The organism is Exiguobacterium sp. EF_C8 (assembly GCF_054956715.1).
The window spans coordinates 2,549,516-2,566,426 of the sequence record NZ_CM143264.1 but is presented as its reverse complement, the minus strand read 5'-3'; the positions used below and the strand labels follow the sequence as shown (position 1 = coordinate 2,566,426).

Sequence of the window (16,911 nt, the reverse complement as noted above, 5' to 3'; positions counted from 1 at the left end):
CGTGACAGGGATTTTTTTGTCGGCAGAAAAATCGAAGATCAGCACTCGAAGTAAAAAGAAACTTTTGCATTTTCGAAAAAAAGGGTAACTTCCTAAAAGGAGCACTTCATAATCGAATGTTTGTTCGTAAAGTGATACAATAGAAATAGATTTTTTAACGTGATGAGGGGGAAGCAAACGATGGATTTTGAACTCGTTTCACCATTTGAACCAGGCGGTGATCAGCCGACGGCGATCGAAAAATTGGTGACTGGGCTAAAACAAGGCGAACGACATCAGACGTTGCTTGGGGCGACCGGTACCGGGAAGACGTTCACGGTCTCGAACGTCATCAAGGAAATCAAGAAACCGACACTCGTCCTTGCCCATAACAAAACACTAGCGGGACAACTCTACTCGGAGTTCAAGGAATTCTTCCCGAACAACGCGGTCGAATACTTCGTTAGTTTTTATGATTATTACCAACCGGAAGCGTACGTTCCGTCGACGGATACGTTCATTGAGAAGGACTCTTCGATCAACGATGAGATCGATAAGTTGCGTCACTCGGCAACGTCCGCCTTGTTTGAACGAGAAGACGTCTTGATCGTTGCGTCTGTCTCGTGTATCTATGGTCTCGGTAACCCGGAAGAGTACAACAACCACGTCTTGTCACTGCGTGTCGGCAATGAGATGGGGCGAAACGAGATGCTCCGTCGTCTAATCGACATTCAGTATGAGCGAAACGACATTGACTTCCAGCGCGGACGGTTCCGCGTCCGAGGAGATGTCGTTGAAATTTTCCCGGCGTCACGCGACGAACAGTGTGTCCGGATTGAGTTCTTCGGTGACGAGATTGAACGGATCCGTGACATGGATCCGCTGACAGGTGAGATCGTCGCGGACCGCGAGCACATCTCGATCTTCCCGGCGTCCCACTTCGTGACGGGGGATACCCGTCTACAGAAAGCGATCGCGAACATCGAGAAGGAACTTGAAGTGCAGCTTGCGAAGTTACGTGAAGACAATCAGTTGCTTGAAGCGCAACGGCTCGAACAACGGACGAACTACGATCTTGAGATGATGCGTGAGATGGGCTATTGTTCCGGAATCGAGAACTACTCGCGTCACTTGAACTTGATGCCGGAAGGGGCAACACCGTATACATTGCTCGATTACTTCCCGAAGGACTTTTTACTCGTTGCCGATGAGTCACACGTCACATTGCCACAAATTCGCGGGATGTATAACGGGGACCAGGCACGGAAACAAGTCCTCGTCGATCACGGTTTCCGTCTTCCGTCGGCAAAAGACAACCGTCCGTTACGGTTCGAGGAGTTCGAGGAAAAAGTCAGTCAGGCGATCTATATCTCGGCGACACCAGGACCGTATGAACTCGAACATTCGAAAGAGATGGTCGAGCAAATCATCCGTCCGACCGGTCTCGTTGATCCAACGATCGAGATTCATCCGATCACAGGACAAATCGATTACTTGATGGATAACATCCGTGACCGGGTCGCGAAGAACGAACGTGTTCTCGTCACGACACTGACGAAGAAGATGGCAGAAGATTTGACCGATTACTTGAAAGAGAATGGCGTCAAGGTCAACTACATGCACTCGGAGATCAAGACGCTGGAACGGATTGAAATCATACGTGACTTGAGGCTCGGGAAATACGATGTCCTCGTCGGGATCAACTTGTTACGAGAAGGACTCGATATTCCGGAAGTCTCACTCGTGACGATTCTTGATGCTGATAAGGAAGGGTTCCTCCGGTCGGACCGTTCGCTGATTCAAACGATTGGTCGGGCGGCTCGGAACTCGGAAGGACACGTCATCTTGTTTGCTGATAAAGTCACCGATTCGATGCAACGGGCGATCGATGAGACGGAACGTCGTCGCGCGATCCAGATGGCGTTCAACGAAGAACATGGCATCACGCCGCAGACGATCAAAAAGGATGTCCGTGGTGTTATCAGTACGACGATCGAGAGCGACGATACCGTCGAAAAACTCGAGAAGTTCAACAAACTTAAAAAACCGGAGCGCGAAACGTTGCTTGAACAGCTCGACCAAGAGATGCGTCAAGCGGCGAAGGACATGCAGTTCGAGCGAGCTGCCGAGCTCCGCGATCTCATATTAGAATTGAAAGCAGGTGCCTAAGTTGGGAGAAAAGAAGAATCAGATTATCATCAAAGGCGCTCGCGTCAATAATCTACAAAACATCGATGTCGAAATCCCTCGCGATCAGCTCGTCGTCTTGACGGGCTTGTCTGGATCGGGGAAATCGTCGCTTGCCTTCGATACGATTTATGCTGAAGGACAACGTCGTTATGTCGAAAGTTTGTCTGCCTATGCTCGTCAATTCCTCGGACAAATGGATAAACCAGATGTCGATACGATTGAAGGACTGAGTCCGGCAATTTCGATCGATCAAAAGACGACGAGTAAAAACCCACGTTCGACGGTCGGAACGGTCACAGAGATTTATGACTACTTGCGTCTGTTATACGCACGGATCGGGAAGCCGATCTGTCCGAATCACGGAATCGAGATTTCGAGCCAGACGATTAGTCAGATGGTTGACCAAGTGATGGAACAACCAGAGCGGACGCGTCTGCAAATTCTCGCGCCAATCGTTTCCGGACGCAAAGGAACGCACGTCAAGGTGCTCGACGATTTGAAGAAGGAAGGTTTCGTCCGCGTCCGTGTCAACGGAGAGACGATGGATCTCGCCGAAGAGATCACGCTTGAGAAAAACAAGAAACACTCGATCGAAGTCGTCGTCGACCGTGTCGTCGTGCGACCAGACGTCGAAGCCCGTCTTGCGGACTCACTTGAGACTGCACTTCGCCTCGCGGATGGTCGGGTCATCGTCGATACGATGGACGGCAACGAACTATTGTTCAGTGAACATCATGCTTGTCCAATTTGTGGCTTCTCAATCGGCGAACTCGAACCACGGATGTTCTCGTTCAACTCACCGTTTGGTGCTTGTACGTCATGTGATGGTCTCGGAACGAAGCTTGAGGTCGATGTTGATCTCGTCGTGCCGCATCCCGATAAGTCATTGAACGAAGGGGCAATCGTGGCGTGGGAACCAACGAGCTCGCAGTATTATCCACAATTGCTCAAAGCGGTGTGTGACCACTTTAAAATCGATATGGATACACCGTTCGAACAATTGTCAGAAGAACATCGCGAAACGATCTTGAACGGAAACACGAAGGAAGAGATTCACTTCCGTTATGAGAATGACTTCGGGATGGTCCGAAATACGAACCTCTACTTCGAAGGAGTTCTCAATAACTTACAACGTCGCTTCAAGGAGACGTCGTCTGATTATATCCGGGAACAGATGGAAGGCTACATGGCGAAGAAGGCGTGTCCGACGTGTAAAGGACATCGCTTGAAACGGGAATCGCTCGCCGTCAAAGTATCCGATCACCATATCGGTGAAGTGACGAAGATGTCTGTTAAACAAGCGGTCATGTTCTTCGACGAACTACCGGAGAAATTAAGTGAGAAGGATCAGACGATTTCGCGGATGATCGTCCGTGAGATTCATGAACGGGCGTCGTTCCTTGAGAACGTCGGTCTCGATTACCTGACGATCTCACGCGCAGCGGGGACATTATCCGGTGGGGAAGCGCAACGGATTCGTCTTGCGACACAAATCGGTTCGCGTCTGACGGGCGTCCTCTACGTTCTGGATGAACCATCGATCGGCTTACACCAACGCGATAATGATCGTCTGATCAATACGCTGAAGGCGATGCGTGATCTCGGCAATACGCTGATCGTCGTCGAACACGATGAAGATACGATGATGGCAGCCGACTACTTGATCGATATCGGACCAGGTGCCGGGGATCATGGTGGATTCGTCACAGCAGCCGGAAAACCGGAAGAGTTGATGCAGGATGCGAACTCGTTGACCGGTCAATATTTGTCCGGGAAGAAGTTCATTCCTGTTCCGTCGACACGCAAAGAGCCAGACGGTCGGATGCTCCATATCCACAAAGCATCGGAAAACAATCTGAAGAACGTCGATGTCGACATTCCGCTTGGTCTGTTCGTCGCTGTCACTGGTGTCTCGGGATCCGGGAAATCGACGTTGATCAATGAAATTCTTTATAAGACGATTGCGCACGAGATGAACCGGGCGAAAGAAAAACCGGGTGCCCATAAAGGGATCACCGGTCTGGATCAAATCGATAAGGTCATCGATATCGATCAGTCACCAATCGGTCGGACACCACGTTCGAACCCAGCGACATATACCGGTGTCTTCGATGATATCCGTGACGTCTTTGCTTCGACGAACGAAGCGAAACTCCGTGGTTACAAAAAAGGACGTTTCAGTTTCAACATCAAGGGTGGACGCTGTGAAGCGTGTCGTGGCGACGGGATCATCAAGATCGAGATGCACTTCTTACCGGACGTCTATGTCCCGTGTGAAGTCTGTCACGGTAAACGTTATAACCGCGAAACACTGGAAGTGAAATATAAAGGCAAAACGATTGCCGACGTGCTTGAGATGACGGTTGAAGATGCACTCGCCTTCTTCGAGAACATTCCGAAAATCACGCGGAAACTGCAGACGATCGCTGACGTCGGTCTGACGTACATGCGTCTCGGTCAACCCGCGACGGAACTGTCCGGCGGGGAAGCACAACGTGTTAAACTGGCATCCGAGCTGCATAAACGCTCGACTGGGAAGACGATCTATATTCTCGATGAGCCGACGACGGGACTCCACGTCCATGATATCGCGCGTCTGTTGAAAGTCTTACAACGTCTCGTCGACAATGGTGATACGGTGCTCGTCATCGAACACAACTTGGATGTCATCAAGACGGCCGACTATTTGATTGATCTCGGACCTGAAGGGGGCGACGGTGGCGGAACGATCGTTGCTGCCGGGACACCGGAACAGATCGCTGAAGTTGAAGCATCTTATACGGGACGATACCTCGCGCCTGTCCTTGAACGCGACGCGGCACGAATTGAATCGTGAAACTTTTGTGGATGAGGATTCGTAGGAAGGAACTAAGGGAACTTAAACGAAAGTATCATGTAACACACGTTTGAGGTTCAAGAATAGGAGGGAACGGTTCATGAAGCAAGATATGCGTCAATTGATATTGGAGCAAGTCAAAGAAGGAAAGTTAACGATTGATGAGGCACTCGATAAACTCGAGCGGCTCGAAGCGATCGACGAACGTGCAACTTCTGCCAGTGAACATAAGTACGTCGATGAACCAGAACAATATGATCGGGTCGACCAGTATTCTGTCGATTCACTGACGACGAAAGTCATGTCAGCGTTCGATAATCTCGTCAGCCGGATCAAGGACAGTGATCTTTCGCTTAATCAGGCGTCCGGTCCGAACGTCACCTACGTCAAACAATTCCCGTTCAGCGGTGAGACGGTTCACATCGATCTGTTCAATGCGAACTTGGTCGTCGAACCGAGTGATCTCGAAGAATGCGAATTGACGGTGACAGGACGTCCGCTCCGCCGCCAACAGGTGACGGAAGAACAGGCGCTTGAGCAACTTCAAGCCGCTGTGCAACACGCGGTATCGGCGAACACACTCTCGATCCGTTTGAAGGATAAGAGTGTCCGTGCGACAGTCCATCTGAAAGTACCACGCCGTCATTACGAGTCATTCGTCTTACAGACGTTGAACGGTGAGATTTCGTTATCGTCACTCGATACGACGTCCGCTCAACTGATGACGGCGAACGGTCGGGTCAACATCCGTGACCTCTTCAGTGAAGATGTCAAAGTATCGACAGCGAACGGCTCGATCGAAATCGAAGAGTCGGAGTTGAAGGTCTTGAAAGCGAAGACAGCCAACGGTCAAATCATCACGACTGGTGTCTTCGAACGTTCAGAATTGAAAACAGCGAACGGAAACGTACGTTGCGAGCTGAAGACAGCGCAAAATGCGAAAGTCAAAGCCTCGTCACTTGCTGGAAGCATCGCCTTGATGTTGCCGCATGGCGCTGAAGTCTACGGAGAACTTGAGACGAACTTCGGTGGTCTCAACTGCAATCTTGACGATATGGAATTGATTCGGGATCAAAAAGAGATCGTCAACCGGAAACTCCATTTCGTCTCAGGGCGCGGTCGTTCACCTAAAATTGAGGTCGAAGCGGATACGAAGACTGGTACGATTTCAGTCACGCACGGTGTTCACCTCAGTCCACAAGCGTTATAAGCATACTCGGCGCAACTTCTTGAAAAAGAGGTTGCGCTTTTCTTATGACATCGTATCCGCTGTGCGTGCTTTCCTCAGGTGAGACACGAGCCGCGGCTACGTCGTTCTAGGAACGAGTAGCTGGGTCTCGTTTGTCTCTGACAGCGCGGATGACCGCGCTTTTTCCTGTAGGAGTCACAGATGCGGAACGACTTCGTCTGCACATGTAAAAACACCCATCCTCATAAGAAAATGGGTGTAGCTACATCAATAATCGTAATCCTGATCCATCATCGGTTCATCGAAGTTCATGTTCTCGATATTATTCATATCGTAACCGAACGAGAGTAAGGCGATGACACCGATAATCGCGAGGAAAATCGATACGAGGATCAGACCGATGCCGAGCCAACTCTTTCCGCGTGCCCGATTCCAATAGAAGATGATCGCGAGGACGTAAGAGATGAAAGACCCACTGATGAAGATCCCGATAATGGAAATAATGAAGAATAAAAGGGCTGTTTGATCTTGATTCCGGGAGTAGGCTTTCCACATATCGATCAGCGAAATCACGAGATATACGAAACCAGCGATTGCGAGGACCCCAAATAAAATAAGTACTAAAACGAACCAAATGCCGCCACCTGACATCATGGCAAAACCTCCTTCAAAATATTAACTCTTTATTCCATTCCCAAGAAATCATGCTTCTAATCCAATTCCATGAACCGAATAAAAATATGGTACAATACTTCAAGTGAAAGGGGCTGACGAAGCGTGCAACCAAAAGTGCGAACAGCTGAAATCGTAAAACAATTCAATCTCCACATCGTCACGGGAGAAGAAGGCTTACATCGCCCGATTCTAACGGCTGATTTGTGCCGACCTGGCCTTGTGCTTGCCGGTTATTATGCTTATTACCCGGCAGAACGTCTTCAAATTCTCGGAAAAACAGAATTGACGTTCTTCAATAATTTAACGTACGAGGAACAACGTGAACGAGCGAACGTCCTCTGTACAGATGAAACACCTGGTATTTTGATCACACGTGGATTTGAAGTGCCGGAAGCGATCATCCAAGCTGCGGACGAGACGAACGTGCCACTGTTGACGACAAAAGGGCATACGACATCGGTCGAGTCACAGATCACGAACTTCCTCGAAGCGGAACTCGCGCCAACGACGGCAATGCATGGTGTCCTTGTTGATATCTATGGTGTCGGCGTCTTTATTAAAGGAGCAAGTGGTGTCGGTAAATCAGAAACAGCACTCGAACTCGTCAAGCGGGGTCATCGTCTGGTCGCAGATGACTCGGTCGAGATTCGTCAAACGGGTGACGGGATTCTCGTCGGAACGGCACCGAAGTTGATTCAACATCTGCTTGAGATTCGTGGAATCGGGATCATCGACGTGATGACGTTGTTTGGTGCAGGTGCTGTTCGCTCGCACAAGAAGATCAGCCTCGTCTGTAACCTCGAGATTTGGGATCAATCGAAAGTCTATGACCGCGTTGGTCTGGATCAAGAGACGCTTCAAATCATCGATACGGAAATCCCGTTCTTGACGATTCCGGTTCGTCCCGGACGAAATCTCGCCGTCATTATTGAGGTGGCAGCGATGAACTATCGCCTGAAAAACATGGGCATTAATACAGCAGAAGAATTCGCGGGACGTCTCGCGCAAGCAATTGAAGATGGGAATGGTGGTCTTTGATGGGAACTCTAGCCTCTGTACAACCAACGTTTGATCGCGTCGCAATCAATCTCGGACCTGTACCGATTTACTGGTACGGGATCGTCATCGCACTCGGTGCGGTCGTCGGCCTGTTGATCGCGATCTTCGAATCGAAGCGGATCGGCTTCAATGAAGAGTATGCGGTCGATGTCGTCATCTGGTCGATTCCGATCAGTATCATCTGTGCCCGGATTTACTACGTCGCGTTCGAGTGGGACTACTACAGTCAGCATCTCGATCAAATCATCAACATCCGCCAAGGTGGAATCGCAATCCACGGCGCAATCATCGGCGCGATTTTGACGGTCATCATCTATACACGTAAGAAAAAGATCTCGTTCTGGCAGATCGCTGATATTCTGGCACCGTCGCTCTTGTTCGGTCAAGCCGTCGGACGCTGGGGCAACTTCTTCAACCAAGAAGCACACGGCGGCGAGACGACGTGGTCGTACTTACAAGATACGTTGCACTTACCAAACTGGATCGTCAATCAGATGTACATCGACGGGACGTACTACTTACCGACATTCCTCTATGAAAGCATCTGGAACATCATTGGTGTCATTCTATTAATCGTCTGGCGGATGAAGTTCAACCCACGTCGTGGATATGTCTTCCTCGGTTATTTGATTTGGTATTCGATCGGACGCTACTTTATCGAAGGACTCCGGACGGATAGTCTGATGGCTGACGGACTGCGGACGGCGCAAGTCGTCTCGATTTGTTTAGTCATCTTCGGTGTGATCATGCTCGTCATTCGTCGCAATGCCGTTCGTTACTTGGACGGTTCAAAAAAGGAGGCGAAGTAATCGATGATTCGCACACTTTTGTTTGACTTAGATGGAACGTTGATTGATACGAATCCATTGATCTTAAAAAGCTTTGAGCATACGCTCAGTTACTATTACTCCGACCGGACGTTCACGGAAGCAGAACTGCTTCCGTTCATCGGTCCGACGCTTGAAAAGTCATTCTCAGCGATGAATACGGAACAGTGGAAAGAGATGGTTGCTTTTTACCGGAGCTACAACATTGCCATGCATGACGCGCTTGTACTCGAGTATCCAGGTGTGCTTGACGGATTACGCCGTTTGCATGAAGCAGGCTATAAGATGGCGGTCGTGACGTCGAAGAGTCGTCGTGTCGCCTTACGCGGGATCGAGTTATTCGGATTGACGTCACTCTTTGACGCTGTCATCGCAGCGGACGACGTAACGGAAGAAAAACCAGCCGTCGAGCCGTTTGAGAAAGCGATGCAGTTACTTGGATCAACACCAGACGAGACGATCATGGTCGGTGACAACGATACGGACATCCTTGGGGGCAAGAACGCAGGAGTGAAGACAGTCGCGGTCGGTTGGGCGATCAAAGGACGCGCGTACTTAGAAGCTCTCGAGCCGGACATCATCATTGATTCGATGGACCATCTTGCTGCTTGGCTGGAGGAACGAAATGGCACGGCGAACTGATCGGTTTCAGGTCGGAACGACGAATCCACTCTGGCATATGTACCGAACGGTGTCGTTCTTTAAAGTGATGTGGTGCTTTACGATCGTCACGATTGGTCGGTTTGCCCCGTCGTTACGCTTTAAGAACGCGCTCTACCGGACGTGCCTCCGAATGAAGATCGGGGAGAAGACGGCACTTGCCTTGATGGTGATGCCAGACACGATGTTCCCGGAGCGAATCACGATTGGTGACAATACGATCATCGGCTTCAATACGACGATCCTCTGTCATGAATATTTGACGACGGAGTATCGTTTAGGTGACGTCGTCATCGGAAGCAACGTCTTGATCGGTGCGAACGTGACGATCCTACCGGGCGTGACGATCGGAGATGGTGCCGTCGTTGGTGCCGGATCGGTCGTTCACCGGGACATCGCTCCGAACGAACGCGTCTCGAGTCAGCCGCTTCGCCGGCACGAAATGTGACAAAACTGTGAGAAGGAAGAAGGAAAAAAGATGACGCACATCCGCTTTACGTATAAGACAGGAAAGTATTTCGGAAGATTATTCGCCGAACGTCCACAAGGTCTCGTCGTTGAGGTACTGGCTGTCGAAAAGCATCCGGTTCAAGGAGATCTTCATCAACCGAACCAAGTCGATGTCCCGCTGTTTCATATCCGGACCGCCTTGCATAAGCACGAAAAGATCACGGTTTCGCCCGCAGTCGTTTATGCATATGACGGAGAGATTCCCGATTATGCTACGAGCTTACGGCAGGCATATGACAAGGACGTGGCACGTCTTGAAGGACTGAATCCAGAGACGGATGCTTTTGTACGAAAATGCTTAGAGAATTACAAAGAACTGGAATCGATTTATGCAAAACGCTGGGGATGAACTCCGGCGTTTTTTTCTGTTGCATGCCTTCTAGAGATAGGGTATTCTTGTGTCTGCAACTACGAAACCAGTTTACTATTTATGGGGGCTTGAATCATGATGGAATTAACCAAATACAAAGCAGACCCCTTTGCGATAACAGCGCGCCAAGCGGAACTTTTTTATTTCCGCGGACGGAAGGCGCACCGGGAAGGGCGACTGGATGAAGCCGTCTATCATTTAGATGAGGCGACGACACTTCAGCCAGCGGACATCCGTTATTTGCTCCGTTATGCCCGTGTCTTATTCGAGACAGGAGAAATCAATCATGCGAATGATGTCTTGAAACAAGTACGCGCACTCGACGCATCAAATACGGAAGCACTCTTTTATTTAGCGAATAACTACGCACACGTCTCACTTTATGAAGAAGCGCGACAGCATGCGATGGAATATTTAGAGCAAGCACCAAACGGTAAACACGCGGAGGCATCGGCCGCACTCGTGGAACTGATTGATCTCGAACAAGAGATGGAAGACGACGAAGAGGACGAATTGATTCGTCTGCACGGTCAAGCACAACGCCAGATCGATAAAGGGATGCTGTTCGCGGCACAGGAGACGTTGACTGGACTGATTGCCCAGTACCCGACGTTCTGGCCTGCCTACAACAACCTCGCGATCGTCGAGTTCTATTTAGGAGAGAATGATCAGGCATTCGCTTCCCTCGAACGGGTCCTTGAAGGAAACCCGGGGAATTTGCATGCCCTCTGTAACACGCTCGTCTTGCTACACGAGATGGGACAGGACGAAGAGGCGCATCGTCTCTCTCGTCAGCTCGAACACGTCCGTTCCGTGCACCTTGAGACACGTTATAAGGTCGCATCAACACTTGCGATCATCGGACGGTACGATATCGCCTATGAAGAGTTGAAATTACTCGAGCGTCGCGGGTACCGAGGAGATCCCCTCTTTGGGCACTGGTTATCGATTTCTGCTTATAAGACAGGACATGTCGAAGAGGCAGCCGCTTTCTTAAAGTCAGACGAAGCACAAGCGTTAAAGGAAGAAACGGATACGTATGACATCCGCCACAACCTACAGTTTCGCTCGGCACTCATCCAAGCGTTGAAGACGGAAGATGACGTCTCGCGCATCTTCACGGCACTTCTTCTTGGCAAGCTGAACGATGCCGAAGCACGGCTTGCATTGTCGATGATGCCAGAAGTAACGGACCGAGAAGACGTCCTGTTACTGACGGAACAGATTGTCATCGAGATGGAAGGACGGACCGATGTCGTGGATGAACGCATTCACCGGGCATTGCAGACGATCCGTCTTGCAGAACGATTCGTTTCAGACGAAGAACGGATGAGTCTTGAAGGGGACTTTTATGAGCGCTTCGCACAGCTCGTCTTAAGTGGAGAATCGTTCGATTCAATTGAAGCATCCGCGGCATCACTGCTTTACCTGTTCCATGATTTACGAGACGGAATGTTGATCGAGGAATGCGCATCGCTCGTCGATTGTTCGTTCGATCATGTCGCGTCAATGATCCGGACACATGAACGGATGCTGGCACCGCTGCAAGCAAAGTGTTAGACGTTTAGGGGATTCTCACCTATACTCAAACTACAACGATTACGATAAATGGGGTGGAATCATGGCGGAAACAGAACAAAAAATTTATGACGTCATCATCATCGGGGCAGGTCCTGCTGGGATGACAGCCGCACTTTATGCATCACGTGCGAACCTTTCGACATTGATGATCGAACGCGGGATTCCGGGCGGTCAGATGGCGAACACAGAAGATATCGAGAACTACCCAGGATACGATAGCATCCTCGGACCAGATCTCTCACAAAAAATGTTCGACCACTCGAAAGCATTCGGCGCAGAATATGCGTACGGAGATGTTCGAAGCATCGAAGACGGTAAAGCATACAAAACGATTCATGCACACAACAAAGATTACTACGCACGGGCAATCATCATCGCGTCTGGTGCACAATATAAAAAAATCGGCGTACCCGGAGAAGAAGAGCTCGGCGGTCGCGGTGTCTCGTATTGTGCCGTTTGTGATGGTGCGTTCTTCAAAGAAAAAGAACTCTTCGTCATCGGTGGCGGGGACTCTGCGGTAGAAGAAGGTGTCTACTTGACACGTTTCGCGAAAAAAGTCACGATCGTTCACCGTCGTGACGAGCTTCGCGCTCAAAAAATTCTTCAAAAACGTGCGTTCGACAACCCGAAAATTGACTTCATCTGGAACCATACAGTCAAACAGATCAACGAACAAGACGGGAAAGTCGGCGGCATCGAGCTAATCAATACAAAAACAGCTGACGTGACGACGCATCCGATTGATGGTGTCTTCATCTACATCGGAATGAACCCAATCACTGGGTACGTCCAAGATCTCGGTATTTTAAACGACCAAGGCTACGTCGTGACGAACGAAGCGATGGAAACGAACATCAAAGGTATCTTTGCTGCTGGTGACGTTCGTGAAAAAACATTGCGCCAAGTCGTTACAGCAACGAACGATGGTTCGATTGCAGCGCAAAATGCACAGCATTTCATTGAAGCGTTGCTTGAAGAATTACAAGAATCCTCACACGCATAATATCGAACCAGTTTCACTGAAGGAGACTTCAGTGAAGCTGGCTCTTTTTTTATGATATACTGAAAAAGAAGCGAAAAAATACACACGGAACTGTTGTCTGGAGGGCGAAAAGATGGAACAGAATCAACCGCAACTTGTCATCATCACGGGTATGAGTGGGGCTGGGAAGACTGTCGCAATGAACAGCTTTGAGGACTTAGGCTATTTTTGTGTCGACAATCTACCCCCGACGTTACTGCCGCATCTCATCGAAGTCATTGGACAAGTGCGTCCTAAAATCGCCGTTGCCATCGATACCCGCGCGCGTGATTTCATCGACAGCTTTTTTGTCGTCTATGAGGATTTAAAGAAAACGGACTTACAAATCCGGATGCTGTACCTTGATGCACGAAACGATGTCCTTGTCCGCCGTTACAAGGAATCGCGTCGTTCGCATCCACTTGCACCGACGGATTCACCATTGATTGGAATCGAACGTGAACGGACGTTGCTCGAAGGATTCCGCGATAAAGCACAGATGCTGATTGATACGAGTGACATCAAGCCGCTTGCACTGAAAGAACGTCTCTTAAAGGAGTTCACGGAAGGCACACGGATTCCGTTCACGGTCAACGTCATGTCGTTCGGCTTTAAACATGGCTTACCGCTTGATGCGGATCTTGTCTTTGACCTGCGCTTCTTACCGAACCCGTTCTACATTCCAGAGTTGCGTCCAAAAACTGGACTTGACGAGGAAGTGGCATCGTACGTCATGCAATGGCCGGAAGCAAAGCTGTTCTATAAAAAACTCGTCGACCTGCTCGAATTCCTGATTCCGCAATACGAGCGGGAAGGGAAGTCGCAACTCGTCATCGCCCTCGGTTGTACAGGTGGGAAACATCGCTCAATCACGTTTGCAGAAGCGATCAGTAAAGAATTTGCGACGCAGTATCATATTGAGACGAATCACCGGGATTATGTGTATGCGAAGGGGGAGAAGTGATGAAATGGGAACGTAAAGTCGTCGCTGTCGGTGGTGGAACAGGACTATCGACGCTTCTTCGTGGACTGAAACATTACCCGCTTGACATCACAGCCATCGTCACCGTTGCTGATGACGGGGGCAGTTCTGGTCGTTTGCGGACGGAATTCAATATGTTGCCGCCGGGCGATATCCGAAACGTCATCGTCTCCTTATCGAAGTCAGAGACATTGATGGACCGGATCATGCAGTACCGGTTCGAGACCGGGGAAGGACTGCATGGTCATTCACTCGGAAATCTGATGTTGACGGCAGCAACCCAACTTTGTAACGGTTCGTTCGTTGAAGCGATCGGTGTCATGGGGCAACTGTTGAACGCGGAAGGAAAAGTCTATCCGGCGACGGAACGGACGATCACGCTCTGTGCCGAGTTTGAGGACGGAACGATCGTCAAAGGCGAGTCGTTGATTCCGAAGGTCGGTAAGAAGATTGAACGGATTTTCCTTGAAGAACAAGATGTCCGTCCAGTACCGGAAGCGATTCAGGCGATTCTTGATGCCGATGTTATCGTCCTTGGTCCGGGCAGTCTCTATACGAGTATCATCCCGAACGTTCTGATCGACGAAATCCGGGAAGCAATCCAGCAATCGCTAGCTCCGGTCGTCTATATCTGTAACGTCATGACGCAACCCGGTGAGACGACGGCGTTCACAGCCAATGAACATTTAGCGGCACTCGAACGCTTCCTCGGACAAGGCGTCGTCGATACGATCATCGTCAACAACGAATCGATCGATGCGAGTTACCTGAAGAAATATCAAAAGGATCACGCTGACATCGTCACCTATAATGAAAAACAATTCGAGTTAGCAGGCGTTGAAGTGCTAGCAGACGATATCGTCGATTACAATCATCACTTCATCCGTCATGACTCAGATGCCGTCGCAAGCCTCGTCATGCGAAAAGTGTTGTCGATTCGACGGATGCGTCAACTCGAAGGAAAGGAGGAGCTGACATGAGCTTTGCCTCAGAAGTCAAAAAAGAATTAACGCAGATTCCGATTACCGATCACGAGATGAAGGCGGAACTCGCGGCGCTCGCCCGGATGAACGGTGCGATCTCGTTCGGTCTCGGACGTGGTCTGACACTCGACATCTCGACCGAGAATGCCTCGATTGCTCGTCGGATCTACTCGCTTTTGAAAAAAGCATACGGGGTCCATCTCGATCTGCTCGTGCGGAAAAAAATGCGTCTGAAAAAGAATAATGTCTACATCGTCCGCGTCAAACAACAGGCGGATAAGATTTTACAAGACCTCGGGATTTTAGGAGAAGGGTTCACGATGATTCGTTCCATCAGTGACACGATCCTAAACGATGAACGAAAAGCACGCGCGTATTTACGAGGGGCGTTCCTCGCCGGGGGTTCGCTCAACAATCCGGCGACGTCGTCGTACCACTTGGAGATCTTCAGCTTATATGAAGAACATAATGCGGCGCTCCGTGGTCTATCAAACGTCTTTGATTTGAACGCGAAGGCGATCGAACGGAAAAAGGGACACATTCTCTATATTAAAGAGAGCGAAAAGATTTCCGATTTCCTTAAGCTTGTCGATGCGACCCAATCGATGCTACGGTTCGAGGACGTGCGGATCTTAAAAGATATGCGTAACTCGGTCAACCGTCTCGTCAACTGTGAGACGGCGAACCTTAACAAGACGGTTGGCGCAGCATTACGCCAAGTCGAAAATATTAAGTTCCTCGAGCGAACGGTCGGACTCGATGTCTTACCGGATAAGTTGAAGGAGATCGCGATCTTGCGCGTGACACATCAAGACGTCACGTTGCAAGAGCTTGGTGAGATGGTCGAAAGCGGCTCCATCTCAAAATCAGGGATCAATCACCGGTTGCGGAAGATTGATCAAATCGCTGAAAAAGTACGAAATGGCGAGTCGATGACAGGGGCCATATAAGAGGGTCGCTTGCGGGATGAACCATAGTCTACTATAATATATAGTCGATGCAACTAAATGTTCGAATTAAGGAGTTTTTGAAATGGCTAACGAAAAGAAACGTATTTCGCTGACAGTCGATGCGAAGTTTGATGAAGTGTTAACAAAAAAAGCAAAAGCAATCGGTGTACCGAAAAGCACACTCGTTGCGTTCGCAACATCTTTATTCCTGAAACAATTACAAGCAGAAGAAGAGCTTTCGCCACATGCGAACGCGATCTACTCGCTGATTCGTGAAAACCACGATATCGTTTCAGACATCACAGACTTGATCGACTGATCATCGCCCTCTCGTTCTATAAGGAACGGGAGGTTTTTTGTATGTAACGATAACCGACAAGGCTTCGATTTTCTATGGATACAAAAAAGTGCCTCCCGAAGGAGACACTCTGGATGACTTATGCGCGTTCCATGACGCGGTCGATGAGACCGTAATCAGCAGCAGCTTGTGCTGACATGAAGTTGTCACGCTCTGTATCGCGTTCGATGACTTCAAGTGGTTGTCCTGTGTTTTCAGCCATGATTTTGTTGAGGTGCTCACGCATTTTGATGATACGCTCCGCATGGATTTTGATATCCGATGCTTGACCTTGTGTACCACCGAGTGGTTGGTGAATCATGATTTCAGCGTTTGGTAACGCGAAACGTTTTCCTTTTGCGCCTGCTTGTAGCAAGAACGCACCCATCGATGCTGCCATACCGATACAAATTGTTGAAACTTGTGGCTTGATGAAGTTCATTGTATCGTAAATCGCCATACCGGCAGTGATCGAACCACCTGGGCTGTTGATGTAAAGCGAGATTTCTTTATCTGGATCTTCTGCTGCTAAGAACAGAAGTTGGGCAACGACTGAGTTGGCGACGTTGTCGTCAATCGCGCTCCCGAGAAGAATGATGCGGTCTTTTAGCAAACGTGAGTAGATATCGTAAGCACGTTCCCCGCGGTTTGTTTGTTCGATGACTGTTGGAATTAACATAGTCTTTGCCTCCTTATAGTTGGTATGTAGCTTCCTATTCGACTTATCCTTATCATAATCCTTTGGTCAATATTGGTCAAAAG

At 49.4% G+C, this 16,911-nt stretch carries 15 protein-coding genes and 1 pseudogene; 14 read left to right on the top strand and 2 right to left on the bottom strand.

The genetic code is table 11. The features are described 5' to 3' along the window. Positions 1–180 precede the first annotated feature (180 nt). From uvrB to ACY2IG_RS13615, 3 genes are all read left to right on the top strand, one after another. Positions 181–2,148, top strand: a complete 1,968-nt coding sequence (gene uvrB / locus ACY2IG_RS13625; protein ID WP_290785545.1) for an excinuclease ABC subunit UvrB — start codon at positions 181–183, stop codon at positions 2,146–2,148. A 1-nt stretch (position 2,149) separates the two neighbouring features. Further along, positions 2,150–5,005: an excinuclease ABC subunit UvrA gene (gene uvrA / locus ACY2IG_RS13620; protein WP_375091983.1), complete on the top strand. Its 2,856-nt coding sequence runs from the start codon at positions 2,150–2,152 to the stop codon at positions 5,003–5,005. Positions 5,006–5,105: 100 nt separating this feature from the next. After that, positions 5,106–6,215 carry a DUF4097 family beta strand repeat-containing protein gene (locus ACY2IG_RS13615; protein WP_462618023.1) on the top strand — a complete coding sequence of 370 codons (1,110 nt, stop codon included), beginning with the start codon at positions 5,106–5,108 and terminating at the stop codon, positions 6,213–6,215. A gap of 246 nt (positions 6,216–6,461) precedes the next feature. On the opposite strand, the gene ACY2IG_RS13610 is transcribed toward ACY2IG_RS13615, so the two are convergent. Further along, complete coding sequence (locus ACY2IG_RS13610; protein WP_290773001.1) at positions 6,462–6,848, bottom strand: hypothetical protein; 387 nt, start codon at positions 6,846–6,848, stop codon at positions 6,462–6,464. A gap of 123 nt (positions 6,849–6,971) precedes the next feature. On the opposite strand from ACY2IG_RS13610, the gene hprK reads away from it, so the two are divergent. The 11 genes from hprK (at position 6,972) to ACY2IG_RS13555 (ending at position 16,131) form a co-directional block, all read left to right on the top strand. After that, positions 6,972–7,907, top strand: coding sequence for an HPr(Ser) kinase/phosphatase (gene hprK / locus ACY2IG_RS13605; RefSeq protein ID WP_035396292.1), 936 nt, complete (start codon positions 6,972–6,974; stop codon positions 7,905–7,907). After that, on the top strand, positions 7,907–8,737 hold the full coding sequence (gene lgt, locus ACY2IG_RS13600) for a prolipoprotein diacylglyceryl transferase (protein WP_035409997.1): 831 nt from the start codon (positions 7,907–7,909) through the stop codon (positions 8,735–8,737). Before hprK ends, lgt begins: the two co-directional genes overlap by 1 nt. Before the next feature lie 3 nt (positions 8,738–8,740). Beyond that, the gene (gene ppaX / locus ACY2IG_RS13595; RefSeq protein WP_462618022.1) at positions 8,741–9,397 is read left to right on the top strand and encodes a pyrophosphatase PpaX; all 657 of its coding nucleotides are present in this window, start codon (positions 8,741–8,743) and stop codon (positions 9,395–9,397) included. Further along, positions 9,381–9,863, top strand: coding sequence for an acyltransferase (locus ACY2IG_RS13590; protein WP_035409993.1), 483 nt, complete (start codon positions 9,381–9,383; stop codon positions 9,861–9,863). Before ppaX ends, ACY2IG_RS13590 begins: the two co-directional genes overlap by 17 nt. 30 nt (positions 9,864–9,893) lie before the next feature. Then, positions 9,894–10,274, top strand: a complete 381-nt coding sequence (gene kapB / locus ACY2IG_RS13585; RefSeq protein ID WP_023469227.1) for a sporulation phosphorelay system protein KapB — start codon at positions 9,894–9,896, stop codon at positions 10,272–10,274. A gap of 96 nt (positions 10,275–10,370) precedes the next feature. Next, a complete protein-coding gene (locus ACY2IG_RS13580; protein WP_047393317.1) occupies positions 10,371–11,855 on the top strand; it encodes a tetratricopeptide repeat protein in 1,485 nt (494 codons plus the stop codon). Between the two features lie 61 nt (positions 11,856–11,916). Then, entirely contained in the window at positions 11,917–12,879 is a 963-nt protein-coding gene (gene trxB / locus ACY2IG_RS13575; RefSeq protein ID WP_023469225.1) for a thioredoxin-disulfide reductase, read from the top strand. A 112-nt stretch (positions 12,880–12,991) separates the two neighbouring features. Then, complete coding sequence (gene rapZ, locus ACY2IG_RS13570; protein WP_035409987.1) at positions 12,992–13,861, top strand: RNase adapter RapZ; 870 nt, start codon at positions 12,992–12,994, stop codon at positions 13,859–13,861. Beyond that, a complete protein-coding gene (locus ACY2IG_RS13565; protein ID WP_035409984.1) occupies positions 13,861–14,859 on the top strand; it encodes a gluconeogenesis factor YvcK family protein in 999 nt (332 codons plus the stop codon). Before rapZ ends, ACY2IG_RS13565 begins: the two co-directional genes overlap by 1 nt. After that, complete coding sequence (whiA, locus tag ACY2IG_RS13560) at positions 14,856–15,812, top strand: DNA-binding protein WhiA (RefSeq protein WP_035409981.1); 957 nt, start codon at positions 14,856–14,858, stop codon at positions 15,810–15,812. The genes ACY2IG_RS13565 and whiA overlap by 4 nt, the downstream gene beginning before the upstream one ends. Before the next feature lie 82 nt (positions 15,813–15,894). Next, positions 15,895–16,131 (top strand): hypothetical protein, encoded by a 237-nt coding sequence (locus ACY2IG_RS13555; RefSeq protein WP_035409978.1) that lies wholly within the window; start codon positions 15,895–15,897, stop codon positions 16,129–16,131. Between the two features lie 118 nt (positions 16,132–16,249). Here the strand turns inward: ACY2IG_RS13555 and clpP are convergent. Further along, a pseudogene (clpP, locus tag ACY2IG_RS13550) lies at positions 16,250–16,834 on the bottom strand (ATP-dependent Clp endopeptidase proteolytic subunit ClpP); the annotation flags it as partial. Positions 16,835–16,911 lie beyond the last annotated feature (77 nt).

What these genes read in the sequence shown, in the direction of transcription:
- whiA (WP_035409981.1), top strand. Translation starts at nt 14,856, where the DNA reads ATGAGCTTTGCCTCAGAAGTCAAAAAAGAATTAACGCAGATTCCGATT.
- rapZ (WP_035409987.1), top strand. Translation starts at nt 12,992, where the DNA reads ATGGAACAGAATCAACCGCAACTTGTCATCATCACGGGTATGAGTGGG.
- uvrB (WP_290785545.1), top strand. Translation starts at nt 181, where the DNA reads ATGGATTTTGAACTCGTTTCACCATTTGAACCAGGCGGTGATCAGCCG.
- ACY2IG_RS13580 (WP_047393317.1), top strand. Translation starts at nt 10,371, where the DNA reads ATGATGGAATTAACCAAATACAAAGCAGACCCCTTTGCGATAACAGCG.
- kapB (WP_023469227.1), top strand. Translation starts at nt 9,894, where the DNA reads ATGACGCACATCCGCTTTACGTATAAGACAGGAAAGTATTTCGGAAGA.
- ACY2IG_RS13555 (WP_035409978.1), top strand. Translation starts at nt 15,895, where the DNA reads ATGGCTAACGAAAAGAAACGTATTTCGCTGACAGTCGATGCGAAGTTT.
- ACY2IG_RS13615 (WP_462618023.1), top strand. Translation starts at nt 5,106, where the DNA reads ATGAAGCAAGATATGCGTCAATTGATATTGGAGCAAGTCAAAGAAGGA.
- lgt (WP_035409997.1), top strand. Translation starts at nt 7,907, where the DNA reads ATGGGAACTCTAGCCTCTGTACAACCAACGTTTGATCGCGTCGCAATC.
- ACY2IG_RS13590 (WP_035409993.1), top strand. Translation starts at nt 9,381, where the DNA reads ATGGCACGGCGAACTGATCGGTTTCAGGTCGGAACGACGAATCCACTC.
- ACY2IG_RS13565 (WP_035409984.1), top strand. Translation starts at nt 13,861, where the DNA reads ATGAAATGGGAACGTAAAGTCGTCGCTGTCGGTGGTGGAACAGGACTA.
- trxB (WP_023469225.1), top strand. Translation starts at nt 11,917, where the DNA reads ATGGCGGAAACAGAACAAAAAATTTATGACGTCATCATCATCGGGGCA.
- ppaX (WP_462618022.1), top strand. Translation starts at nt 8,741, where the DNA reads ATGATTCGCACACTTTTGTTTGACTTAGATGGAACGTTGATTGATACG.
- ACY2IG_RS13610 (WP_290773001.1), bottom strand. Translation starts at nt 6,848, where the DNA reads ATGATGTCAGGTGGCGGCATTTGGTTCGTTTTAGTACTTATTTTATTT.